Genomic DNA, 23,425 nt, shown 5'->3' on the forward strand with positions numbered 1-23,425 from the left:
ACATCAGCCTCACCCGAGCAGCCTGATCAACAACACCTGACACATCTATCGGGACTTCCCCTTGACACATGTCTCGGGACAGCACAGTCAGCGCGGAACGGATAGTGTCCAAGATCTACCCTGCGAGCCTCTCCCACGCCACTGCCGGGGGCGACAGCGCGAGGAACAGCGGCGCGGCCCGCAACAGCGGCGCTGGCGCGGGTGGGGTGGGGTGCCGGGCCGGCTTTGGAGCTGATGCCGTAAACGATTCATCCACCGGGCCGGGCGAAGGGCGCAGGGCGAAGGGCGCCGGGCCAATCCGATGACGAGGTCTGACTCGTCAATGGGGTCTGATCCGTTGGCGAAGTCTGCTTCGTCGCCACAACCGATTCGTTTGTGACATCAGCTCCAAAGGCGTTCTGTGACAGATGCCGAGGCCGCACGGACGTCACTCCACGGGCCGCACGGACGCCACGCGACGGGTGGCCGGATGCCAACGGATCGCCGCATGACCACGGATCGGCCGGACGCCCATGGATCGGCGCGACGTCGACAGGCCGGCCGGGCGGGGACATCGCCGGCACTAGCCTGGGTGGCGACAGGCTCATCGACCACGAAGGACCAAGGGGACGAATGGCGTACGTGCTGCTGGGGATCGCCATCCTCGCCGAGGTGGTGGCGACCAGCCTGATCAAGAGCACCGCCGGGTTCAGTCGGCTCTGGCCGACGGTGGCGTGCCTCGGCGGCTACGCGCTGGCGTTCCTCCTGCTGGCCCAGGCCGTCAAGGAGATCCCCGTGGGGGTGGCGTACGCCCTCTGGTCGGGTCTGGGCACCGCGGCCATCGTGGCAATCGGGGCGGTGTTCCTGGGTGAGTCGGTGGGGCTCGCCAAGCTCACCGGCATCGCACTGATCATTGCCGGGGTGGTCATCGTGAACCTGGCCGGGGAGCACTGACCAGGACGGTTTCCGGTGGCCGGGTCCGGCGCGGACCCGGCCACCGGTCCGACGGTCAGCTCGCCGTGCAGCTCACGACTGGCAGGCTGTTGGTGCCGGTCCAACTGCCGAGGAAGCCAAAGCTGGCACTGGCCCCGGCGGCCAGCCGTCCGTTGTAGTCCGTGTTGCGGGCGCTCACCGTGGTTCCGCTGCTGGTGAGGGCCACGTTCCACGACTGGGTGACGCGCTGGCCGTTGGCGAAGGTCCACCCGGCGGTCCAGCCGGTGATCGCCCTCGTGCCGGCGGTCACCCGTACCTCACCCTGGAAGCCGCCCTGCCACTGGTTGGTCACCGTGTACGTCGCCGTGCAGCCACCGTTCGGCGGGGGCGTCGTCGGTGGCGGCGTGGTCGGCGGAGGCGTCGTCGGAGGTGGGGTGGTCGGCGGAGGCGTCGTCGGTGGAGGGGTGCCGCCGAAGACGCTGGCCTCGCGGGCGGTCTGCCGGATGCCGTTGACGCCGTTGAAGAGACGCTGACCCCAGTCGGTCAGGCTCGCCGGGTTGAAGTTGGTGGCCAGGTCGAGATACTCGACGCCGCCGCCGTTGCCGCTCCACGACCAGCCCAGCCAGCCGATCCCGTTGGCCTGGCTGTACGCGAGGATGGCGTCCTCGTCCGGGTTCCCGTCGGAGTGGTTGAAGCCGAACTCACCGACCACGATGGGCAGCCCGGCGGTGCGGAACCGACCCAGGTAGTCGCTTATCTCCGCGGCGGTGTCGAACACCCCGTACATGTGGATGGAGAACACGGTGTTGCGGGCCGGGTCGGCGGCGAAGACCGACGCGGCGTTGTCGCGCATGGTGAACGACCAGTCCTGCCCCCAGTTCGGCGCGTCCACCATGATCGTGTGGGTCAACCCGCCGGCCCGCAGGCGCTTGATCGCATTGGCGTTGTCGGTGGCCCACGAGGCGTAGTTCTGGTTGCCGTACGGCTCGTTGCCGATGTTGACGATGACGTACCTCTCCTGACCGGCGAGGACGTCGGCGAGGCTGAGCCAGTAGTCGACGGCGCGGTCGAGGGTGATCGCGCCGCTCTGCTCCCCGTACCCGGTGGTGTCGTGCACCTCCAGCACGCAGATCAGTCGGTTGGCCTTGCAGAGCGAGATGACGTTGGCGACGTCGGCGTTGGTGTTGCGGGTCCACCGGTCGCCGCTGGAGAGCACCACCCGCACGGTGTTCGCGCCGAGCGCCTTGACGTCGGCGAACGAGCTGGTCTGCTGCGGGTACCAGGTGTGCGCGTGGTTGACGCCGCGCATGATGAATTCGGCGCCGTTGGCGTCGTACAACTTGCCGCCAGCGACGGAGAAACCGGCCGCGGCGTGTGCCGGCTGGCCGAACGCCAGCACTGTGACGAGCAACGCGAGCACTGTCGCGCCAGCGGCGGAGAGTCGAGTCTTCATGGCCTTCCTCAGGGAGGACCCCCGGTGCCCGACAGGGGTGGGGACGTGACAGGGAAGGCGGCTGCAGCCCGGCAGCCGCGACCGGCTCCCGGCGCAGGCATCAGCGTAGGACGATGGATTGGTCCTCGCAACCGGTTCAGTTGACGGGCCCGCAGCCCGGACAGCCGCAACGGCCCACGCGGACGCGGGCCGTCACGGGGCGGTCATCCCCACCACAGGATGTGCGCCACACCCGGCTCTTAACCGGTTAAGACCGACGGTAGGCAGACGGCCGGGATCCGTCAAGCACTGCGGCAGCCGAACCGGACGGGAGGGTTGACCGCCGTGCACCGGGGTATCCCGGGAACGATCCGTCAGCGAGAGGGGATACCAGGATGGTCAGCGTCGGCTACACCCTGATGAGCGAGCAGGCCGGGCCCAAGCAGCTGGTGGACCATGCGGTACGGGCCGAGGCGGCTGGTTTCGACCAACTGGTGATGTCCGACCACTACTACCCCTGGCTGGACTCCCAGGGGCACTCCCCGTACGCCTGGTCGGTGCTCGGCGCGGTCGCCCACGCCACCTCCCGGGCGCAGCTGATGTCGTTCGTGACCTGCCCGATCCGCCGCTACCACCCGGCCGTGGTCGCGCAGAAGGCCAGCACGATCGGGGCGCTCTCGGACGGCCGTTTCACCCTCGGCCTGGGCGCCGGGGAGAACCTGAACGAGCACGTGGTCGGCGGTTGGCCGCACGTCCAGCAGCGGCACGAGATGTTCGAGGAGGCGTTGCAGATCATCCGGCCGTTGCTGAACGGGGAGACGCTGACCTTCTCCGGCAACCACTTCGACGTGCCCGACGCCTACGTCTGGGACCGCCCGGACCAGCCGGTGCCGATGGCCATCGCCGCGTCCGGTCGACAGTCCGCGACGCTGGCCGCCGAGTACGGCAACGGCCTCATCTCCACCGAACCCGACCGGCACATCATCGAGATGTACGACGACGCCGGGGGCGCCGGCCAACCCCGCTACGGCCAGGTGGCCATCTGCTACGGCCCCGACGAGGCGGAGTGCCGCAAGATCGTGCACGACCAGTTCCGCTGGTTCGGGATGGGGTGGAAGGTCAACGCCGACCTGCCCGGCCCGGAGTCCTTCGCCGCCGCCACCCAGTTCGTCCGCGAGGAGGACGTCGCCGAGGGCATCTCCTGCGGCCCGGACGTGGACGCGCACGTCGAGGCGTTCCGCAAGTTCGTCGACGCCGGCTTCACCCACGTGGCGATCATCCAGGTCGGTGGGGAGAGCCAGCCGATGTTCCTGGACTGGGCGCAGGAGCAGCTGCTGCCCCGGTTGCGCGAGCTGTGAACCGAGGTGCGGCGCCCCCGCCGACCGGGTCGCCCCTCCGCAGCGCCGTCGGCCGGTTCGGGCCGGCCGAGCTGCGGCTCGCCATGGCCGCGCCCCGGCCAGCCGGCGGGCTGACCAGCGAATGGCGGGTCGTCGACGGGCTGCGCACCCACACCCGCCGCAGCGCCGACCCGGGGACCGGGGCACCACCCGTGGTGCTGGTCCACGGCCTGGCGGTCTCGCACCGGTATCTCACCCCGCTGGCCGTCGCGCTCGCCACCACCCATCAGGTGTACGTGCCGGACCTGCCCGGCTTCGGGCTGACCGAACACCCCCGGGGCGCGTACGACGTCCGTCGGCACGCCGACCACCTGGCCGCCTGGCTGGCCGCGTACCAATTGCCACCGGTCTGCCTGCTGGGGCACTCGTTCGGTGCGGAGGTGGCCGCCTCAGTCGCCGCGACCCACCCCGACACGGTACGCGCGCTGGTGTTGGCCGGACCGACAAGTGACCCGGCGGCCCGGTCCCGACGGGGTCAGTTCGGTCGTTGGCTGGTGGACAGCCTGCGTGAGGCGCCGCTACAGGCCCCGATCCTGGTACGGGACGTCTGGAACGCCCGGCCCTGGCGGGTCCTCGCCACGCTGTCGCACTCGGTGCGGAATGCGATCGAGGCGGACCTCGTCCGGGTCAGCGCGCCGACCGCCGTCGTGACCGGCGACCGCGACCCGGTCGTGCCGCAACGGTGGCGGGACGAGGCGACCCGGCTGGTGCCGGAGGCGGCCCTGGTGGTCGTTCCCGGTGCCGCGCACAACGTGGTCACGACCGCCCCAACTGCCGTCGCGGACGCGATCCGGCACCTGCTCGCCCCTCAACCCGCACTCACGGACAGGTGAACATCATGCGCTTCGGCAACACGGAGATCCGCCCGCTCGGCGGGGGCCTCGGCTGCCTCCTGATGATCCTCTTCTCGATCGTGGCGTCGGTGGTGCTGACCGTCCTGCTGAACCTGGTGCTCTGAGCCCCCGCACGCGTCAGCCGGAAGACAACTCCAGCGTGGCGAGCAGCGGATAGTGGTCGGAGGCGGTGGCCGCCGCGCCGTCGCGGATCACCCGACAGTCGTGCACGCGTTGCGCCACGGCCGGGCTGCCGAGCAGGTAGTCCAACCGCATCCCGGCGAACTCGGCCCCGCCGAGCCGGGTGGGCACGGTGTGGCCGTCGGCCTCCGGCGCGTCGACGTTGCCCGACGGCCAGAGGTCGACCAGGCCGGCCGCGAGCAGCCGGGCGATCGCGCGGGTGTCCACGGCGCCGCCGGAGCGACGCAGGTGCCGCCGCCGGTAGAGGGTGGGCATGCCGGCCAGCCGGACCGTGTGGTCGACGCTCGGGTCGAGCGAGTTGAGATCACCGGCGACCAGTGTCAGCTGCCGCTGGTCGCGGCGCATCGCGGCGACCAACCAGTCGACCTCCATCCGCCGCCGGCCCCCGGAGTACGGGTAGAGGTGGGTGCCGAGCACTGTGAACGGGCCGGCGGACGTGGCCACCACGACGCGGGCGGCGGCGTGGTGGAACGGGCGGCGCACCGACCCCGCGTCAATGATCCGGTACGGCGGCCGGACCAGCACCGCCACCGGCTGCCCGAAGCAGGACCGGGCCAGGTGGGGAATCATGCCCACCCGGCCCGCCATGCTGGCCATCAGCCCGTCCCGGTCGAAGCCGCGCAACTCCTGCAGGGCCAGCACGTCCGGTGCCTGCTCGCCGACAACCTGGACCACCTGATCCAGCCGGTCGAGGCCGCCGCGATCCCGGCCGCCGGTACGGATGTTCCAGGTCATCACCCGCAGCACGACGGCGGCCCCTAGTCGGCTCGGCCGGCCCGCGCCAGCTCGTCGTCGAGGCTGCCCACGTCCTCCGACTCGATGGCCGGTCGGTTGCCTTCCTTCAGGTCCTCGTTCGGTCGGATCACCAGGTAGAGCAAGCCGATCCAGAGCGCGGAGAGCAGGATCGCGCCCATGAAATCGGTCGGGTGGTGCATCCCCCGGTACATCCGGGAGGTGGCCACCCCGACCGGCATGAGTACGGCCAGCACCACGAAGATCCAACGCCACCACCGGTCGGTACGCGGGAACACGATGAGGGTGATCGCCAGCCAGACGCAGATCGTGGCCGCGATGTGCCCGGACGGGAACGACGAGGTGGGCATCTGCCCGTCCAGGTTCTCCACCGGCGGACGCGGCCGGTCGACCGCGCGGGCCGACGCGAGGAAGAGGGTCAACTCCCCCACCATCGCCAGCGCCACGAACAGCACCGGGCGCCAGCGCCGCCACACCGCCAGCACCAGCGGGCAGAACACCAGCGAGATCAGCAGGATGGCATGGGTGTCACCGAACTTGCTCCACCACCAGCTGACGTCGGTCAGCACCTCGGTGTGCCGCTCGGCGAACCACTGCGGCACCTTGGTGTCGAGGGTGTCGAAGAAGGTGCCCTTGGCGTGGTAGCTGACGTACGTGCCGAAGCCGTACAGCGCCCCGAACACGATCACCCAGCCGACCAGCAGCTCGGCCACCGCCGAACGGGGGTGGGCCAGCACGTGTTCCTCGGCCGGGGCGGGGGCGATGTCGTGCCCCGCCTCCGGCTCCAGGCCCTCGGTCAGCGGAGGCACCGGCCGCCCCCGCTCCCGCCGCCACAGTCGGAAGGCGTACGCGGTGACGCCCAGCCAGGCGGCCCCGAGCAGCCAGGCGGCCAGCACGTCGGAGACGAAGTGCACGCCCAGCGCGATCCGGGTCAGCCCGACCAGTGCCACCAGCACACCGACGCCGACGATGGCCGGCTTGCGCCAGCGGGGCGCCATCGCCGGCAGGAACACCAGCAGCAGCGCTCCGTACGCGACGAACGAGCCGAGGGCGTGCCCGCTCGGGAAGCTGTTGCCGGGCGCGCTGGCGATCGGCACGTCCACGACCGGGCGGAGCCGGCCGACAAGCGTCTTCAGTGACGGGTCGAGGATCAGGCCACCGACCCCCGTGATGATCAGGTAGACGGCGAGTCGGGGCTGCCGCCGGATCAGCAGCCCGACCACGGCGATGGTGACCAGCCAGATGAGGATCGGCCGACCGCCCAGGTCCGTCACCGCCTGGAGCACGGTGACCAGCGCGTGGTGCGGGGCGACGAGCCCGTTGAACCACTCGGCAAGCCCGTGGTCGACATCCTGCAACGGGCTCCACTGCACCCGGACGAGCAACAACAGCAGCCCGAAGGCCACCCCGGCACCGGTGACGGCCACCAGACCGGCAATGCTCCGTTCGGCGAAATGACCGATCGGACGGCGAGCCACCTCTTTGACCGCGGTCACCCCGCACCTCCCTTATCTGTCTGGCGAGGCGCTTTACCCGATCCGCGTCCGTCGTACACGCCGGTGCCGTCAGAGCGCTGACATGTCACCGGTGTCGTACAGCTCGGCGCGGTCCGGGTCGGGCTCCCACAGGTCCGGTTGGGCGGGCTCCTGCACACCGATGCGCAGCGCCTCCAGCTGGGCGGCGAAGGACAGCCCGCCGAAGAGCGCCATCCCGGTCAGGTTGGCCCAGAGCAGCAGCGCCATCATGCCGGTCAGGGCGCCGTAGGTCTGCCCGAAACCGTCACTGAACCGCACGTACGCGGCGAGCAGCAGGCTGGCCAGCCACCACAGCGCCGTGGCGATGCCGGCGCCGAACAGCAGCCAGGACAGGCCGGGCTGGTTGCGGCGCGGCGCGTGTCGGAACACCACGGCCACGGCGACGACGGTCAGCGCGAGACTCAGCGGGAAGCGGATCACGTCCCAGATCCCGTTGGCGAGTTCGCCCCACTCGTAGTGTTCGCGGACCGAGTCGCCCATCGCGCCGCCGCCCACCAGGATCAGGAAGCCGGCGAGCGCGGGCAGGCCGGCGGTGACGGCCAGCACGGCGGCCCGCAGGTACTTGCGCAGGGCCGGGCGGTCCCGCTCGACGCCGTAGATGCGGTTGGCGCCCCGCTCGATCTGGGCCATCGTGGTGGTGAGCGCGAACAGGCCGGTGAGCAGACCGAGGGTGAGCGCCAGCTCCCCGGCGTCCTCGACGCGTTCGCCCTCGCCGAGCAGCTCGGAGACCATCTGCGAGCTCTGGCCGGGGGTGAGCGCCAGGACGGTGTCGGCGACCACCTGGCCGCCCTCCTCGACGCCCAGCTCGCTGATCAGGCCGGTGAGGGCGATCAGGAAGGGCACCACGGCGAGGCAGAGTTGCAGCGCGAAGGCCCGGGAGTGGCTGAACCCGTCGCCGTAGCGGAACCGGATGAACGCGTCCCGCAGCAGGTGCCAGCCACCCTGGCCGCGCAGTGTGTGCCAGGCGTCGTCGGCGGACAGCTCCTCGTCGGCCATCAGCCGGGTCTCCGGCACGATCCGGGTACTACTCACGGCGGGCTTCCTCGATCAGCTGCTCGCCCCGCTCCCCGGCACCTTGCGCGTCGACGGCCAGGTCGGGGGCGCCCTCGGGTTGGGGGACGCAGAGCCAGAGGGCCTGCGGCCGGACCTCCGCCCGCAGCTGGCGGCCCGGGGAGATCAGGTCGCCGTCCAACTCCCGAGGTTGCGCCCGGTTGCTGGTGACCACCACCCGCCGGCCCCGGAAAACCTCCAGCTGCGGCACCTGGCCGCTGCGGCGGATCACCGCCCAGCCGAGCGCGAGCCAGTGCCGCAGGTTGCGCGGGGTGAGCACGGCGACGTCGAGCCAGCCGTCGTCGGGCTCGGCCTCGGTCAGCAGGGTGACGCCGCCCTGCAGGCGGCCGACATTGGCGATCAGGACCGAACGGGCCCGGCGGCGCACCGGCGGCCGGTCGTCGATGCGGATCTGCACCCGCATCGGCCGGTCCCGTAGGTGGCGGGCGGCACCCATCACGTACGCCGGCCAGCCGATGCGGGCCTTTGTGGTCTCGTTGGTGGCCTCGAGCATCTGGGCGTCGAAGCCCATGCCGGCCATCACTGTGAAGTACTTGTCCTCGACAGCGCCGACGTCGAGCAGCCGTCGGCCGCGTTCGACGGCGACCTGCAACCCGGCGGCCAGGTCGGTGGAGAGCCCCAGGTTGGCGGCGAGCAGGTTGCCGGTGCCCTGCGGCAGCACGGCGAGGGCCACATCGGTGCCGACCAACCCGCTGACGCAGGACATCACGGTGCCGTCGCCCCCACAGGCGAAGACCAGGTCGACGCCGGCCTTGACGGCCTGCTCGGTCTGGCCGCGACCCGGGTCGTCGACCGTCGTCTCGTACCACTGCGGCGCGGGCCAGCCGGCCGCGGTCAGGGCGTCGTCGACGGTACGACGCAACTCGTCGAGATCGTCGACCTTGACCGGGTTGACCACCACCGCGGAGCGCAACCCACCGTCGCCGCCCGAGGGCCGCCTGTCCTGTCCAGCATCCACGGCGCCAGTGTGCAGCACCCGGACGGCTTCAGCGACCCGGCGACCGGCGCGCGTCGGAAGTGCCACAGACAGGTTTCAACCATGCCTCACCCGTCAGGCCGCCGCCCGCAGTGCGAGCTCCACCCGCCGGCGCAGATCGTCGAGGTCGACCCCGGACTCGGTGAGCACCAGAGCCCCCAGCCCGTTGCCCTCCCGGAGCACCCCGAGCAGGATGTGCTCGGTGCCGATGTGGCGGTGGCGCAGGCGCAGGGCTTCCCGCAGGGACAGCTCCAGCACCTTCTTCGAGCGGGGCGAGAACGGGCCGCCGAGGTACCGCTTACGCCCCCAGCGGCGGCGCGGCGCCGGCACCGCCTCCCGGAGCGCGTCCGGGCCGAAGGACTGCTCGATGCGGGCCACGATCGCGGCCAGGTCGATGCCGATCTCCCGCAGCGCCGCCGCGTCCGCGTCACCGAGGCCCGCGCCGCCGTTGGCGGTGTGCCGGCGGACGCGTTCGCGCAGGTCGTCGGCGCGTACCCCGGCGTCGGCGAGCACCCGGCTGGCCAGCCCGGCCTCGTCGGCGAGCAGGGCGAGCAGCAGGTGCTCGGTGCCGACGGGGCGCTGGCCCTCGACCCGCGCCTCCTCCAGCGCCCGTCGCACCACGTCGCGCGCCCGGTCGGTGAATCGTTCGAACATCACGCCTCCCAGGATGAGTTGACCGCCGGTCGCCCGGCGTGCTTCTTGTGCACTGCCTGCCGGCTGACCTCGAGCGCGTCGGCGATCTCCTGCCAGGACCAGCCCTGTCGTCGGGCGTTGTCCACCTGGACCACCTCGAGCCGCTCGAGGAGCCGGCGTAGCGCGCGGACGGCGCGCAGCCCGACCCGGGGGTCGGTGCTGCCGGCTGCCGCCGCGAGTTCTGTCGCCTGACTCATGTCGTCAACATACGTTGACAGCCCTGCCGTGTCAACCCTGGTTGACGTGATCGGTTCGCGGCGACAACAACCGGCGCGCTCCGGCGCCCTCACGACCGAGCACATCGCGGGGGTTGGTCAGATGGCAGGCCCGCAGCGACAGACAGCCACAGCCGATGCAGTCGCTGAGGTCGTCGCGGAGCGCCTGCAACTGCGCGATGCGCGCGTCCAGCTCGGTACGCCAGGCCGCCGACAGCCGGGCCCAGTCGTCGGGGGTCGGCGTGCGTTCGCTGGGCAGCTGGTCCAGGGCTTCGCGGATCGCCGTCAGCGAGATGCCGACGTGCTGGGAAGCCCGGATGAACGCGACCCGCCGCAGGGTGTCGCGGCTGTACCGGCGCTGGTTGCTCGCCGTGCGCGTGCTGCGGATGAGGCCCTTGCGCTCGTAGAAGTGCAGCGCCGAGATGGCGACACCGCTGCGGTCGGCGACCTGCCCGACGGTGAGTTCGTGAAACGTGGTGCGGGGCCTTGGCATTGACCGACCGTACCGCTTGACCTCAACCATGGTTGAGGCCAGAGGATCAGCGGCGTCCCCGAACCGCGAACAAGGAGCCCTTCTGTGACCACAGTTCTCGTCATCGGCGCCACCGGGCAGCAGGGCGGCGCCGTCGCCGATCTGCTGCTCCAGCACGGCCACGAGGTCACCGCCTATGTCCGCTCACCCGAGTCGCCGCCCGCCCAGGCGCTGTCCGCAACGGGAGCACGACTCGTCACCGGTGACCTGGGCGACCCGGTGACGCTCGCCGACGCCGCCCACGGCGTCGACGCGATCTTCGGACTGTCCGTGCCGTTCGGATCCGGCGGGAAGGACGAGGAGATCGCCCAGGGTCGCCTCCTGGTCGACGCGGCGGCGCGGGCCGAGGCGCACCTCGTCTACTCCTCGGTACGCGGCGCCAACCGGACGATCGAGTCCGACATCGACCACGCCGACAGCAAACAGCACATCGAGGCGTACCTGCGCAGGCAGCAGGTACGCGCGACCGTCCTCGGACCGGTGTACTTCATGGAGAACGTCCTGAACACCGGGTTCAGCCGCCTCACCGACGGCGTCCTGGCCAACCCGCTCTCCGCGGGCAAGCCGTTGGACCAGGTCACCGTCCGGGACATCGCCGGCCTCGCCGCGCACGCCATCGAGCACCCCGATCGGTTCGTCGGCGAGCGGATCGACGTCGTCTCCGACCGGGTGACCGGCGAGGAGGCGGCCCGCATCCTCGGCGACGTGCTCGGCCGTGAGATTCCGTACCGACAACTGCCGTTGGATCAGGTCCGGCAGTGGGCCGGCGACGAGATCGCCGACATGTTCCAGCGTTTCGAGGACAACACCGACTTCGTCGACGTCGACGCGCTGCACGCCGCGTACCCCGACGTCGCCTGGCACCGCTACGCCGACTGGGCCCGCACGGTCGACTGGGACCGGGTCCTCTCCAGCCGGGCGAGCGGGCGATAACGCAACGACGCAGCGCCATCGTGCTCATCCGACTACCCTCGGTCAGGGACAGCTTGGTCGTGCCGGGCGCGACGCCCGGGAGGTGATATCGGATGGCCGCACCCGCCGACGCAGCGGTGCTGGTCGGCCTCGGGTCGGAACTCGACCTTCCGGTCGTCGAACAGGCCGCGCAGGAGGCCGCCGACCACGGCCGCCCGCTGCACCTGCTGCACACCTTCGACTGGAGCGCGGCCTTCGCCGCGGACACCGTTGCCGCACCCCGCGACCAGGCCGAAAAACTGATCACCCGCGCCGCCCAGCTCGCGCATCAGACCGAGCCGGGGCTGACCGTACGCGGGGAGATCGTCGAGAGCTCCATGCTGCCCACCCTCATCCGCCGCTCGGAGGTCGCCTTCCTGCTGGCCGTCGGCGACAGCGGCATGGCGGGCAGCGGTCAGTGCGTTCCGGCCGAGACGACAGCCGTGCAGTTGGCCGCCCGGGCCGGCTGCCCCCTGTTGGTGGTCCGGCGTGAGCCGCCACCGCAGGGCCCGGTGCTGGTGGGCGTGGACGGCTCGCCCAGCTCGCACCTCGCCCTGCAGTGGTCCGTGGAGTGCGCGGCCCGCCGCGACGCCCGACTGCTCGCCCTGCGGGTGGTGGAGTACGACGAGGACACCGACGCGGTCGCCGAGCAGCTCACCGAGGCAATGGCCCGGCACACCGGCCGGGACAACACAGTGCCGACCGAGTGTCGCGTGGTACGCGGCGACCCCGCCGAGGTGCTGATCGACACCTCCCGCAACGCGCAGGTGGCGCTGGTCGCCGCCCGCGGCGACGAACCGGGCCGGGCCATGCTGGGCGCGGTCGCCCAGTCCCTGCTCTACCACTCCCCGGCCCCGGTGGTCGTCGTCCGCGGCCTGGCCGAGGCGCCGCTGACCGGGCCTGGTGCCCGCCCGACGGGGGACCAACGGCCCTGACCCGGGGCGTCCGCAGTGACCAGGCTGGACGCCGGACGCCCCACTCCTACCCGCGAGAGGCAGCATGATGGAGACCGCTCTCGACGTGCACCGCGCCCTCACCGACGACGAGCTGCGCCGGCTGGACGCCTACTGGCGCGCCGCGAACTACCTCACCGTCGGGCAGATCTACCTGCTGGACAATCCGCTGCTGCGCGAGCCGCTGACCCCCGACGACATCAAACCGCGGCTGCTCGGGCACTGGGGCACCAGCCCCGGCCTCAACCTGATCTACGCCCACCTCAACCGGGTGATCGTGGCGCGCGACCTCAACGCCATGCTGGTCACCGGCCCCGGTCACGGCGGCCCGGCCATCGTGGCCAACACCTGGCTGGAGGGCACCTGGTCGGAGCGCTACCACGACGTGGCCCGCGACGAGGCCGGGATGTCCCGGCTCTTCCGCCAGTTCTCCTTCCCGGGCGGCATCCCCAGCCATGTCGCGGCGGACGTGCCGGGTTCGATCCACGAGGGCGGCGAGCTCGGGTACGCGTTGAGCCACGCTTACGGCGCCGCGTTCGACCACCCGGACCTGCTGGTGGCCTGCGTGATCGGCGACGGCGAGGCGGAGACCGGGCCGCTGGCCGGCAGTTGGCTCTCCGACGTGTTCCTCAACCCGGCGCGCGACGGCGCGGTGCTGCCCATCCTGCACCTCAACGGCTACAAGATCGCCAACCCGACCGTGCTGTCCCGGATCCCCGAGGCCGATCTGCTCGACCTCATGCGCGGGTCGGGCTACCAGCCGTACGTGGTGGCCGGTGACGAGCCCGCCCGGGTGCACCGGACCCTCGCCGCGACGCTGGACCGTGTGCTGAACGAGATCGCCGAGATTCAGCGGCGGGCCCGCTCCGGAGGCGCCGTCGAACGGCCCCGCTGGCCGATGATCATTCTGCGGACGCCGAAGGGCTGGACCGGTCCGAGTGAGGTCGACGGCACCCAGGTGGAGGGCACCTACCGCGCCCACCAGGTGCCGCTGTCGGGCGTACGCGACAACCCGGCGCACCGGGCCGAGCTGGAGCACTGGCTGCGCAGCTACCGGCCGGAGGAGCTGTTCGACGCGACCGGCGCCCCGGTGGAGGAGTTGCTGGCGCTGCCGCCGCGCGGTGACCGGCGGATGAGCGCCAACCCGGTCACCAACGGCGGCGTGGTGCTGCGCGACCTGACCCTGCCGGACTTCCGCGACTACGGCGTGGAGGTTCCCGAACCGGGTACCCCGGTCGCCGGCGCGACCGGGGTGCTCGGCCCGTGGATCCGCGACGTCATCAGCGCCAACCCGGAGACGTTCCGGCTGTTCGGCCCGGACGAGGTCGCGTCCAACCGGCTGGGCGCGGCGTTCGAGGTGACCGACCGGGCCTGGGTGGCCGCCACAGTGCCCGGCGACGACCACCTCTCCCCCGACGGGCGGGTCATGGAGGTGCTCTCCGAGCACCTGTGCCAGGGCTGGCTGGAGGGTTACCTGCTGACCGGCCGGCACGGCGTGTTCACCAGCTACGAGGCGTTCATCCACATCGTCGACTCGATGCTCAACCAGCACGCCAAGTGGCTGAAGGTGACCCGGGCCATCCCCTGGCGGCAGCCGATCGCCTCGCTGAACTACCTGCTCTCCAGCCACGTCTGGCGGCAGGACCACAACGGCTTCTCCCACCAGGACCCGGGCTTCATCGACCACGTCGTCAACAAGAAGGCCGAGGTGGTGCGGGTCTATCTGCCGCCGGACGCCAACACGCTGCTCGCCACGATGGACCACTGCCTGCGCAGCCGGCACTACATCAACGTGGTGGTGGCCGGTAAGCAGGCCGCCCCGAACTGGTTGACGATGACCGAGGCGATCCAGCACACCCGACGTGGCCTGGGCATCTGGGAATGGGCCAGCAACGACGGCGGTACCGAACCGGACGTGGTGCTCGCCTGCTGCGGAGACGTGCCCACCCTGGAGACGCTGGCCGCCGTCGAGCTGCTGCGGCAGAACCTGCCGGCGTTGAAGGTGCGCCTGGTCAACGTGGTCGACCTGATGCGACTCCAGCCGGACACCGAGCACCCACACGGCCTGACCGACAACGAGTTCGACACCATCTTCACCGAGGACCGGCCGATCATCTTCGCGTACCACGGATATCCGTGGCTGATCCACCGGCTCACCTACCGCCGCACCAACCACGAGAACCTGCACGTGCGCGGTTACAAGGAGGAGGGCACCACCACCACTCCGTTCGACATGGTGATGCTCAACGACCTGGACCGCTTCCACCTGGTCATCGACGTCATCGACCGGGTTCCCGGGCTGGCCGCCAGCGCCGCGCACCTGCGCCAACGGATGGTCGACGCCCGACAGGCGGCCCGCGACTACACCCGCCAGTACGGCGAGGACGACCCCCAGGTCGCCGAATGGCGCTGGATCCGCGAAACCGACCCGACCACCCCCTGAAGGAGGACGACGTGCGCGACGCGGAGATCCTGGTCGGCTACGACGGCTCCACCGACGCCTCGTTGGCCCTGGACTGGGCCGTGGAGGAGGCGCGGCACAGCGGCCAGCCGGTGCGGCTGGCGTACGTCTTCGAATGGCTGACAGTGGCCAGTTGGGTCGGCCCGGGCGTCGCGCCCGGCGTGTGGCCGGACGACACCGCCCGCCGTCAGGTCGAGGACCTGGTCGGCAGGGCCGCGGCGGACGCCACCGCTGCAAACCCCGGGCTGCGGATCACCGGCGAGGTGTACGACGGGCCGCCCGCGCTGGTGTTGCAGGAACGCTCCGCGGAGGCCGGGATGCTGGTGCTGGGCAGCCGGGGTCACGGCGGCTTCGGCGGCCTGCTGGCCGGGTCGACGGCGGTCTCGGTCGCCGCGCACGCCCACTGCCCGGTCGTGGTGGTCCGGGACGGGGGCGGCAGCGCCGCGACCGACACGTCGGGCCGCCCGGTGGCGGTCGGGGTGGACGGCTCGGAACCGTCGCTGGTGGCGCTCGGCTTCGCGGCCGAACGGGCGGCGCAGCGGCAGCTGCCGCTGCGCGTCCTGCATGCCTGGACACCGGGCCCCGGCGGGGCGGCCGGGGTGCCCGACGAGCGGGCCGCCGTGGAGCAGGCGCTGGAGCCGTGGCGGCGAACATTCCCCCAGCTGGTGGTGACCGTCGACCTGGAGTCGACAAGCCCGTCGGCGATGCTGATCGAGGCGAGTCGGGACGCGCGGCTGGTAGTGGTCGGCAGCCGGGGCCGGGGCGGGCTGGCCGGCATGCTGCTCGGCTCGGTCAGTCAACAGCTCATCCAACACGCCGCCTGCCCGGTCGCCGTGGTCCGCGAACGCTGACGACAGCGTCATCGTCGCGGCGGCCAGACCCAGCGGGCGGGCCACGGCGGGCCCAACGACCCGACCGGATCGGGACCTGTGGCCCTGCGGGCACAGCGGCGAAGGCCACAGGATGAGGCGGCAACCCGGGCGCGGCGACGCGCCCTACGGCACGATGAGCAGAGACGGAAAGGTCGTGACCATGAGTCAGGAAAGTCAGCTGACCACCGCGCTGGCGGAGGCCGCCGCCACCGCCGGCCACGCCCCCTCGGTGCACAACACCCAGCCGTGGCGCTGGCGGGTGCTGCCCGACGCGTTGGAGCTGCGCTCGGTCGCCGACCGACAGCTCGCCGCCAGCGACCCCGACGGGCGACTGCTCGCGGTCAGCTGCGGCACCGCCCTGCACCACGCCCGACTGGCGCTGGCCGCCGAGGGGTGGCGCGCCGTGGTGGAACGGCTGCCCGACCCGGGCGACAGCGAGTTGCTGGCCCGGCTGACCGACCTCAGCCACACCGGGGCCGACCCGGACGCCATGCGCATGGTGCAGTGCATGCAGGTGCGACACACCGACCGGCGGCCGGTCAGCGACGAGCCGCTTCCGCCCTCAGCGATCGAGGAGATCACCCGGGCGGTCAACGCGGAGGGCTGCCGGTTGCAGATCCTCGACCGTGACCAGGTGCTGGAGCTGGCCGCCACCGCCGCGCACGCCGACACCGTCGAGGCCGAGGACCCGGAGCTGCGCACCGAGCTGGCGTACTGGACCAGCCGGGCCGGCTCGGGCACCGGCCTGCCGGCGGAGGTGCTGCCCGAGCAGCCCGCGCAGACCACAGTGCCGGGCCGGGACTTCGGCCGTCCCGGCAGCCTGCCGATAGGCCCGGGCCACGACCGGATGGCGGTGTACGCGATGCTGCACGGCGACGAGGACGAACGGGACAGCTGGTTGCGTGCCGGCGAGGCGCTCTCCGCCGGTTGGCTGACCGCCACCCGACTCGGCGTGTCAGTGGTGCCGCTCAGCGCGGTGGTGGAGGTGCCGGGCACCCGGCAGACCCTGCGGCAGCTGCTCTCCGGGATCGGCTTCCCGTACCTCGTGCTGCGGTTGGGCATCGCGGACCCGGCACACGCCGGCCCGCCGCACACGCCGCGGTTGACCACCGCGCAGGTGGTCGACACCTCGGCCGTCGGCTGACGGGTCTGGCGACGAGCGGCACCGGCGCTACCATCCCCCGGTGACCAGCAGTGTGCCGCCGCCCCGTCCGGAATCGTCCCCGGCACCGTCGCTCGGGCTGAGCCCGCTGTCGCGGGTCCGTCTCGACGAGTTGTTGCAGGAGATGCTGGTCCGGGTCGGTGAGGTGGTGACCAGCCGGGAGCGCCTGCGGGCCCTGCTCGACGCGGTGGTCGGCATCGGCACCAACCTGGATCTGCGCACCACCCTGCAACGCATCGTGCAGGCGGCCTGCGAGTTGGTCGGCGCCCGGTACGGCGCGCTCGGCGTGGTCGGCCCGGACCGGCTGCTGCACGACTTCATCGTCCACGGGATCACGCCCGAGCAGCATGAGCGGATCGGCGACCTGCCGCACGGGCGGGGCGTGCTCGGCCTGCTCATCGACGATCCCCGGCCACTGCGGATGCCCGACATCACCCAGCACCCCCGCTCCTACGGGTTCCCGGCCAACCACCCGCCCATGCACAGCTTCCTGGGCGTGCCGGTCCTCATCCGGGACCAGATCTTCGGCAACCTCTACCTGGCGGAGAAGAAGGGCGGTGCGCAGTTCACCGAGGACGACGAGGAGATCGTTGTCGCGCTCGCCGCCGCCGCCGGCGTGGCCATCGAGAACGCCCGCCTGTACGCCCTGGCGCACCGGCGGGAACGCTGGCTCGCCGCCACCGCCGAGATCACCACGGTGCTGCTCGGCGAGGTACGTCGTATCGACGCGTTGGCGTTGGTCGCCCGCCGAGCCCGCGAGGTCGCCGAGGCCGAGCTGGCACTGGTGCTGCTCTACGACAACGACACCGAGCAGTTCTCCGTGGAGGTGGTCGACGGCACCGACGAGCAGGCCCTCGCGCTCGTCGGAGCGGTCCTGCCCGCCGTCGACACCAGCTTCGGCGCTGCGGTCGCCGAGGGCCGGCACGACCAGGTGGACGACCTGGCGCACGCCGCGCCGTGGCCGGCGCTGCTGCACACCGGCCCGGCGATGATCTCACCACTCGCCACCGCCGAGACCCTGCACGGTGTGCTGATCGTGGCGCACCGGCCGGAGCGCGGCGGTGGCGCCAGCGAGGAGGATCTGACGCTGCTGGGCAGCCTCGCCGGGCAGGCCGCGCTGGCGATGGAACGGGCGCGCGGCCAGGAGGAACGGGAACTGCTGGTGGTCCTTGAGGATCGCGAGCGGATCGCCCGCGACCTGCACGACGTGGTGATCCAACGGCTCTTCGCCACCGGCCTGCAACTCCAGAGCGCCGCGCCGATGGCCCGCCCCGAGGTGGCCAAGCGGATCAACGCGGCCGTCGACGACCTGGACGCCACCATCCGGGACATCCGCCGGACGATCTTCGAGCTGCGTACGCCGATGACCTCGGAGCTGCGCACCGAGATCCGTGCGGAGATCGAGGCGGCCGCCGAAGCGCTGGGCTTCAAGCCGCACCTGGACCTGACCGGGCCGGTGGACAGCGCCGTGCCGGACGCCATCCGCCCGGACCTCACCGCCGTGCTGCGCGAGGCGCTGTCGAACGTGGTCCGCCACGCGCAGTGCACCCGCGTCGACGTCGTCGTACGCGTCGACGCCGGCCAGGTCACCGTGGTGGTCACCGACAACGGGGTGGGCTGCGACCCGGCCGCCGCCCGGGGTGGCCTGGTCAACCTTCGCGAACGCGCCAGCCGCCTCGACGGCACCTTCACGATCGCCCCGGCCGAGCCGCACGGCAGCGAGGTGCGCTGGGCCGTGCCGCTGCGCGACTGACCCCCGCGACCCTGGGTCAGGGCGTTTTGCCGAGCAGACGCGTGGCCAGAACGGCGGCCTGCGTGCGGCGCTCCAGGCCCAGCTTGGCCAGCACGCTGGAGACGTAGTTCTTCACCGTCTTCTCCGCCAGGAACATCCGCCCGGCGATCTCCCGGTTGGTCAGCCCCTCGGCCACGTACTCCAGGATCCGCCGCTCCTGCTCGGTGAGCGACCTCAGCTCGCGCGGCTGCTCGACGCCGTTGCGGATGCGCTCCAGCACCCGGGTGGTGATCGCCGGGTCGAGCAGCGACTGCCCGGCCGCGACGCGGCGCACCGCGTCGACCAGGTCGGTGCCACGGATCTGCTTGAGCACGTACCCGGCGGCACCCGCCATGATCGCCGCGAACAGCGCCTCGTCGTCCTCGTAGGAGGTGAGGATCAGTCCCTTGATGGACGAGTCGACGGCGCGGACGTCACGGCACACGTCGATGCCGTTGCCGTCGGGCAGCCGTGCGTCGAGGATCGCCACGTCGGGCCGCAACGCCGGGATGCGGCGGGCCGCCTCCTGCGCCGAGCCGGACTCGCCGACCACCTCGATGTCGCCGCTGCTCTGCAACAGGTCGGCCAGGCCACGGCGGACGACCTCATGGTCGTCGAGGAGGAACACACGGATCATTCCTCGTTTCTACCCGCTGCCCACTGCCCACCGCACGGGCCGAAAGTCCCGATCGGCACGCGGCGAGCGGGCGCTCGGACCCGACTGGTCGGGACGTCCGGCCCTGCTCGGCGACCACCGAACGATGGACCGTGAAGGTACGCCGGCACCGCGGCACCACCCGCCGCCGGCCCAGTGGGAGAGGAGCACCGCCATGGACATCGGCTACACCGCAGACCAGCTACGGACCGCCGCCGTGGACGCGGTCCGGGCACCGTCGTTGCACAACACCCAACCGTGGCGGCTGCGGCTGCGCGACGGCGGCATCGAGGTGCTGGCGGACCCCACCCGCCGGCTGCCGGTGACCGACCCGAGCGGGTGGGGTCTCCGGATCGCCTGCGGCGCGGCGTTGTTCAACCTGCGGATCGCCCTGGCCGTGGCCGGCAGCCCAGCCCAGGTGCGGCTACGCCCCGACCGAGCCGAGCCGGACCTGCTGGCTCGGCTGGTACCGGACCTGCCGCGCCGGCCCACCCCCACCGAGCAGAGCCTGTACGCGGCCATCCCGCGCCGGTTCAGCAACCGCCTGCCGTTCTGGCCGGACCCGGTGCCGGCCGACGCCCGGTGGCGCCTCGGCGAGGCGGCCCGTGCCGAGCAGTGCTGGTTGGAGCTGCTGATCGGGGTGAGCGCGGTCTCCGCGTTCGGGGAGATCGCGCGCAGCGCGCACCGGGTGCTGGAGCGCGACCCCGCGTACCGGGCCGAACGGGAAGGATGGCTGCGTCAGGAGTCGACCCCGGACGGCGTGCCCGGCTCGGCCGGAGGTCCGCAGGGCGAGCCGCAGGACGTCCTCCCGACGCGCGGCTACGGTGGGCGCGACCGCGCCCCCGGACGGGACTTCGAACCGGAACCCCTGGTGGGGGTGCTGGGCTCGATGGGCAACACCGCCGTGGACCAGGTGATCGCCGGGCAGTCCCTGCAACGCCTGCTACTCACCGCCACGGATGCCGGACTCAGCGTGTCGATGCTCTCCCAGCCCATCGAGGTGCCCACGGCGCGGGAACAACTGCGGGTGTCCCTGGGCCGGTTCGGCACACCGCAGATGGCACTGCGGATCGGGTACGGCCAGCCGGGTCGGCCGACCCCCCGACGTGGCGTCGACGAGGTGCTGGACCTGCCGGTGGTGTCCGCCTGACCCGCCGGGGCACGGTCAGGCGGCGAGCACGGCGGCCTCCACGGTCGGGTCCAGCCCGATCGAGCTGCGCTGCGGTCGCCCGGCGCGCGGCGGAACCGCACCGACCTCGCGCAGCCAGCGCCAGGTGTCGCCGACGGTCTCGGCCACCGGCCGGCAGGTCAACCCGGCGGCCAGCGCCCGGGTCACGTCCTGCTCCAGCAACCCCCGGTACGGATGCCCGCGCGGCAGCCAGATCGGCAGGTCGCTCCACGGCTGCACCCCGGCGGCGAGGATAGACGCCGGATCGGTCCACCGCAGCCGGGCGTCCGCGCCGGTGGCGGCCACGCACGCGTCGAGCAGCTCGCCCATCGTGGTCTGCGCCGGACGACCGACCGCGTTGAACGTGCCGCCCACCCGCCGGGTGCCCGTGTCCAGCATCCACCCCGCCAGGTCGCGGACGTCGACGTACTGCACCGGCAGGTCGGCCGGCGCGGGGGCGAGCACCTCCCCGCCCCGCTCGACGCGCCGTAGCCACCAGGGCAGCCGACCGATGTCCTCGCCCGGGCCCAGGATCAGGCCGGCCCGCGCGACCAGCGCCCGCTGACCGAAAACCTCCCGCACGGCGCGCTCGGCACCGGCCTTGAGCTGCGGGTAGTCGCCGTCGACGGAGCCCGGGTCGGCGGCCACCACCGGGGAGTCCTCATGCAACCCCGCCGCCGCATGGTCGGTGTAGACCGAGCCGCTGGACACGTACACGTAGTGGCCGACCGCGTCAACCAGGGCGCGGGCAGCGTCGCCGGCGGCCCGGGGCGCACCGTCCCAGGTGTCCACCGCGACGTCCCACTCGCCGCCGGCCAGCGCGGCCAGGCCGTCCGGCGCGGTGCGGTCACCCCGCAACCGGTGTACGCCGGACGGCACCGTGCCGTGCAGCCCTCGGTTGAGCACCGTCACCGACCAGCCGCGGCGCACGGCCTCGGTGACAGCGGCCCCGCCCACGAAGCCCGTACCGCCCAGCACCAGCAGTCTCATGCGCTCCACAGTGCCGGCCCCGGCCGGCGAAGGGCACCCCTGTTCACCGGCAGCGGATCTGCCCGTGGCAGAACCCGGGTCCGGTGCACGGGAGACACCGGTCGGGTCGTTCACATCGACCCCTCGTCCACCATGCAGGAAAGCCGCCCAGGGAATGGTCAACGGAGCCGCCGATTGCGAAACTGCTTCAATCTGCGTCAGCACGGGCAATCGAGGCGCACAACCCGGACGGAGAAGGCGTGTCCAGCACACCGCTGTCCCTGCCGCAGCCATCCGCGCGGGCACCCGAGTTCGGCCGGGACGCGCTCATCGTCTGCGAAAACCTGGTGCGGATCTACCAGACCGGTTCGATCGAGGTACAGGCACTGCAGGGGCTGGACCTGGCCGTGGAGAGCGGTGAGCTGGTCGCCGTCGTCGGTGCCTCCGGATCGGGCAAGTCGACACTGCTCTCCATCCTGGCCGGCATCGACGCCCCCACCGCCGGGCGGGTCCGGGTCGACCGGTGGAACCTGCTGGCGATGTCCCGCGCGGACCGGGTGGACTACCGGCGGCACACCGTCGGGTTCGTACGGCAGCAGACGGCGAGCAACCTGATCCCCTACCTGACCGCACGGGAGATGGTGGACCTGCCGATGACGGCGGCCCGTACCCCGAAAAAGGAGCGCCGGGAGCGCGCGGCCGAACTGCTGGACAGCCTCGGTGTCGCCGGCTGCGCCGATCGCCGCCCCGGGCAACTCTCCGGAGGGCAGCAGATGCGGGTCGCCATCGCTGTGGCGCTGGCCAACCAGCCGCGGGTCCTGCTCGCCGACGAGCCGACCGGCGAGCTGGACGCCGCCACGTCCGCGGAGGTCTTCGGCGTGCTGCGCGACGTCAACCGGCGCTACGGCGTCACAGTCGTCGTGGTGACCCACGATCCGGAGGTCAGCGGCCAGGTCGAACGGACCGTCGCGATCCGGGACGGGCGCACCAGCAGCGAGGTGCTGCGCCGCACCACCACCGACGCGGAAGGCGACACGCACCTGATCGCCGAGGAGTACGCCGTGATGGACCGGGCCGGGCGGGTCCAGGTGCCCCGCGAGTTCCGCCAGGCGCTGGCGCTGACCCGACGGGTCCGGCTGGCCCTGGAACCCGACCACATCACGATCCGCCCCGACTCGGGAAGCGGCGAATGAGCAGTCAGCCGCTGCTGAGCGTGCGCGGCGTACACCGGCGCTTCCGCACCGGGCCGACCGTCGTACACGCCCTGAACGGCGTGTCGTTCGACGTGGCCGCCGGTTCGATGGTGGCGCTCGTCGGCCGGTCCGGCTCGGGCAAGACCACCCTGCTCAACGTCATCGGCGGCCTGGACCGCCCGGACGCCGGCACCGTGCACGTCGACGGCACCGACGTCACCGCGCTCGACGAGGATGGCCTGTCCCGGCTGCGGCGCGAGAAGGTGTCGTACGTCTTCCAGAGCTTCGGGTTGATCCCGGTGCTGTCGGCCGCGGAGAACGTCGCGGCACCGCTGCGGATGGCCCGCGTCGCCCCAGCCGAGCGCGAGCGGCGGGTCGAGTTGCTGCTGGAGCTGATCGGCCTGGCCGACCACGCCCGGCAACGGCCGGCCGAGCTGTCCGGCGGCCAGCAGCAGCGGGTGGCGATCGCCCGCGCGCTGGCCGCCTCGCCCCAGCTTCTGCTCGCCGACGAGCCCACCGGGCAACTGGACGCCGAGACCGGCCTGTCGGTGATGGCCCTGCTGCGCGGGATAGTGGAATCCGAAGGCGTCACCGTACTGGTGTCGACGCACGACGCGGTGATGATGGCCCTGGCCGACCGGGTGATCCGCATCCACGACGGACAGCTCGACGAACAGGCGGCCGGGCAGCCGTACGCTCCCGTGCCGGACGCCGGGTGAC

At 72.1% G+C, this 23,425-nt stretch carries 22 protein-coding genes; 12 read left to right on the forward strand and 10 right to left on the reverse strand.

Features of this window, described 5'->3' with window-relative positions:
* The first annotated feature begins 612 nt into the window (after window positions 1–612).
* A complete protein-coding gene (locus FB453_RS22395; protein ID WP_112585076.1) occupies window positions 613–933 on the forward strand; it encodes a DMT family transporter in 321 nt (106 codons plus the stop codon).
* 55 nt (window positions 934–988) lie between these two features.
* Here the strand turns inward: FB453_RS22395 and FB453_RS22400 are convergent, their stop codons facing one another.
* A complete protein-coding gene (locus tag FB453_RS22400; protein WP_145793128.1) occupies window positions 989–2,365 on the reverse strand; it encodes a cellulase family glycosylhydrolase in 1,377 nt (458 codons plus the stop codon).
* 374 nt (window positions 2,366–2,739) lie between these two features.
* Between FB453_RS22400 and FB453_RS22405 the strand changes: the two genes are divergently transcribed.
* Both FB453_RS22405 and FB453_RS22410 read left to right on the forward strand, forming a co-directional pair.
* Window positions 2,740–3,702: a TIGR03557 family F420-dependent LLM class oxidoreductase gene (locus FB453_RS22405; protein WP_145793130.1), complete on the forward strand. Its 963-nt coding sequence runs from the start codon at window positions 2,740–2,742 to the stop codon at window positions 3,700–3,702.
* Entirely contained in the window at window positions 3,699–4,574 is an 876-nt protein-coding gene (locus tag FB453_RS22410) for an alpha/beta fold hydrolase (protein ID WP_486480384.1), read from the forward strand. The genes FB453_RS22405 and FB453_RS22410 overlap by 4 nt, the downstream gene beginning before the upstream one ends.
* Before the next feature lie 138 nt (window positions 4,575–4,712).
* Here the strand turns inward: FB453_RS22410 and FB453_RS22415 are convergent, their stop codons facing one another.
* From FB453_RS22415 to soxR, 7 genes are all read right to left on the reverse strand, one after another.
* A complete protein-coding gene (locus FB453_RS22415; protein WP_145793132.1) occupies window positions 4,713–5,522 on the reverse strand; it encodes an endonuclease/exonuclease/phosphatase family protein in 810 nt (269 codons plus the stop codon).
* A gap of 11 nt (window positions 5,523–5,533) precedes the next feature.
* On the reverse strand, window positions 5,534–7,024 hold the full coding sequence (locus tag FB453_RS22420) for a phosphatase PAP2 family protein (protein WP_145793134.1): 1,491 nt from the start codon (window positions 7,022–7,024) through the stop codon (window positions 5,534–5,536).
* A gap of 69 nt (window positions 7,025–7,093) precedes the next feature.
* Entirely contained in the window at window positions 7,094–8,095 is a 1,002-nt protein-coding gene (locus FB453_RS22425; RefSeq protein ID WP_145793137.1) for a YihY/virulence factor BrkB family protein, read from the reverse strand.
* Window positions 8,088–9,092 carry a diacylglycerol/lipid kinase family protein gene (locus FB453_RS22430; RefSeq protein WP_091402108.1) on the reverse strand — a complete coding sequence of 335 codons (1,005 nt, stop codon included), beginning with the start codon at window positions 9,090–9,092 and terminating at the stop codon, window positions 8,088–8,090. Before FB453_RS22430 ends, FB453_RS22425 begins: the two co-directional genes overlap by 8 nt.
* 93 nt (window positions 9,093–9,185) lie before the next feature.
* Window positions 9,186–9,764 (reverse strand): Clp protease N-terminal domain-containing protein, encoded by a 579-nt coding sequence (locus tag FB453_RS22435; RefSeq protein ID WP_091400793.1) that lies wholly within the window; start codon window positions 9,762–9,764, stop codon window positions 9,186–9,188.
* Window positions 9,764–10,000, reverse strand: coding sequence for an HTH domain-containing protein (locus FB453_RS22440; RefSeq protein WP_007457155.1), 237 nt, complete (start codon window positions 9,998–10,000; stop codon window positions 9,764–9,766). The genes FB453_RS22435 and FB453_RS22440 overlap by 1 nt, the downstream gene beginning before the upstream one ends.
* A gap of 31 nt (window positions 10,001–10,031) precedes the next feature.
* The gene (gene soxR, locus FB453_RS22445; protein WP_145793140.1) at window positions 10,032–10,511 is read right to left on the reverse strand and encodes a redox-sensitive transcriptional activator SoxR; all 480 of its coding nucleotides are present in this window, start codon (window positions 10,509–10,511) and stop codon (window positions 10,032–10,034) included.
* Window positions 10,512–10,595: 84 nt separating this feature from the next.
* Here soxR and FB453_RS22450 point away from each other — a divergent pair, with 84 nt between their 5' ends.
* The 6 genes from FB453_RS22450 (at window position 10,596) to FB453_RS22475 (ending at window position 18,702) form a co-directional block, all read left to right on the forward strand.
* Window positions 10,596–11,483, forward strand: coding sequence for an NmrA/HSCARG family protein (locus FB453_RS22450; RefSeq protein WP_145793142.1), 888 nt, complete (start codon window positions 10,596–10,598; stop codon window positions 11,481–11,483).
* A 92-nt stretch (window positions 11,484–11,575) separates the two neighbouring features.
* Complete coding sequence (locus FB453_RS22455) at window positions 11,576–12,436, forward strand: universal stress protein (protein WP_145793144.1); 861 nt, start codon at window positions 11,576–11,578, stop codon at window positions 12,434–12,436.
* Window positions 12,437–12,503: 67 nt separating this feature from the next.
* Window positions 12,504–14,897 (forward strand): phosphoketolase family protein, encoded by a 2,394-nt coding sequence (locus FB453_RS22460; RefSeq protein ID WP_145793449.1) that lies wholly within the window; start codon window positions 12,504–12,506, stop codon window positions 14,895–14,897.
* Window positions 14,858–15,766 carry a universal stress protein gene (locus tag FB453_RS22465; RefSeq protein WP_486480385.1) on the forward strand — a complete coding sequence of 303 codons (909 nt, stop codon included), beginning with the start codon at window positions 14,858–14,860 and terminating at the stop codon, window positions 15,764–15,766. The genes FB453_RS22460 and FB453_RS22465 overlap by 40 nt, the downstream gene beginning before the upstream one ends.
* Window positions 15,767–15,947: 181 nt before the next feature.
* Window positions 15,948–16,931 carry an Acg family FMN-binding oxidoreductase gene (locus FB453_RS22470; RefSeq protein ID WP_486480386.1) on the forward strand — a complete coding sequence of 328 codons (984 nt, stop codon included), beginning with the start codon at window positions 15,948–15,950 and terminating at the stop codon, window positions 16,929–16,931.
* 97 nt (window positions 16,932–17,028) lie between these two features.
* Entirely contained in the window at window positions 17,029–18,702 is a 1,674-nt protein-coding gene (locus FB453_RS22475) for a sensor histidine kinase (RefSeq protein WP_486480404.1), read from the forward strand.
* A gap of 16 nt (window positions 18,703–18,718) precedes the next feature.
* Here the strand turns inward: FB453_RS22475 and FB453_RS22480 are convergent, their stop codons facing one another.
* Window positions 18,719–19,357: a response regulator gene (locus FB453_RS22480; protein ID WP_030488585.1), complete on the reverse strand. Its 639-nt coding sequence runs from the start codon at window positions 19,355–19,357 to the stop codon at window positions 18,719–18,721.
* Between the two features lie 193 nt (window positions 19,358–19,550).
* On the opposite strand from FB453_RS22480, the gene FB453_RS22485 reads away from it, so the two are divergent.
* Window positions 19,551–20,525, forward strand: a complete 975-nt coding sequence (locus tag FB453_RS22485; RefSeq protein ID WP_145793150.1) for an Acg family FMN-binding oxidoreductase — start codon at window positions 19,551–19,553, stop codon at window positions 20,523–20,525.
* Window positions 20,526–20,540: 15 nt separating this feature from the next.
* Here the strand turns inward: FB453_RS22485 and FB453_RS22490 are convergent, their stop codons facing one another.
* The gene (locus FB453_RS22490) at window positions 20,541–21,533 is read right to left on the reverse strand and encodes an NAD-dependent epimerase/dehydratase family protein (protein WP_145793152.1); all 993 of its coding nucleotides are present in this window, start codon (window positions 21,531–21,533) and stop codon (window positions 20,541–20,543) included.
* Between the two features lie 239 nt (window positions 21,534–21,772).
* On the opposite strand from FB453_RS22490, the gene FB453_RS22495 reads away from it, so the two are divergent.
* Together FB453_RS22495 and FB453_RS22500 are read left to right on the forward strand one after the other, a co-directional pair.
* Window positions 21,773–22,705 (forward strand): ABC transporter ATP-binding protein, encoded by a 933-nt coding sequence (locus FB453_RS22495; protein WP_145793154.1) that lies wholly within the window; start codon window positions 21,773–21,775, stop codon window positions 22,703–22,705.
* The gene (locus FB453_RS22500) at window positions 22,702–23,424 is read left to right on the forward strand and encodes an ABC transporter ATP-binding protein (protein WP_112726109.1); all 723 of its coding nucleotides are present in this window, start codon (window positions 22,702–22,704) and stop codon (window positions 23,422–23,424) included. Before FB453_RS22495 ends, FB453_RS22500 begins: the two co-directional genes overlap by 4 nt.
* Window position 23,425: the final 1 nt, after the last annotated feature.

Source organism: Micromonospora sp. CNZ322 (assembly GCF_007827755.1).